This is a genomic window from Mammaliicoccus sp. J-M41 (genome assembly GCF_022385935.1).
GTDB classification, from domain to species: domain Bacteria; phylum Bacillota; class Bacilli; order Staphylococcales; family Staphylococcaceae; genus Mammaliicoccus; species Mammaliicoccus sciuri_A.
The window spans coordinates 1-311 of the sequence record NZ_JAJNIR010000088.1 but is presented as its reverse complement, the minus strand read 5'-3'; the positions used below and the strand labels follow the sequence as shown (position 1 = coordinate 311).

1 pseudogene is annotated in these 311 nt (G+C 29.3%); it reads left to right on the top strand.

Features of this window, described 5'->3' with window-relative positions:
- Positions 1-311: pseudogene (locus tag LQ686_RS14010) on the top strand (IS3 family transposase); the annotation flags it as partial.

Genomic DNA, 311 nt, shown 5'->3' with positions numbered 1-311 from the left:
ATATTAAAAATGAATCTCAAGTTAAAGTGTGGTGGAAATGGTATAGAAATGGGGAAACACATAGATTCAATCAACAAGTAGGTAAACAATACTCCTATGGAAAAGGAAACGAAGAATTGAGTACTGTTGAAACACTAAAAATTGAATTAAAGCGCAAAGAAGTAGAAAATGAAATTTTAAAAAAGTACAAGGAATTGGAAAGGAAGTGGTCCCAGAAGTCGTTGTTGAATTAGTAAATGAATTGAAATCTAAATATACAGTGAAAGTCATTTTAGAAGCTTTAGATATTCCAAAATCAAATTATTACAGAT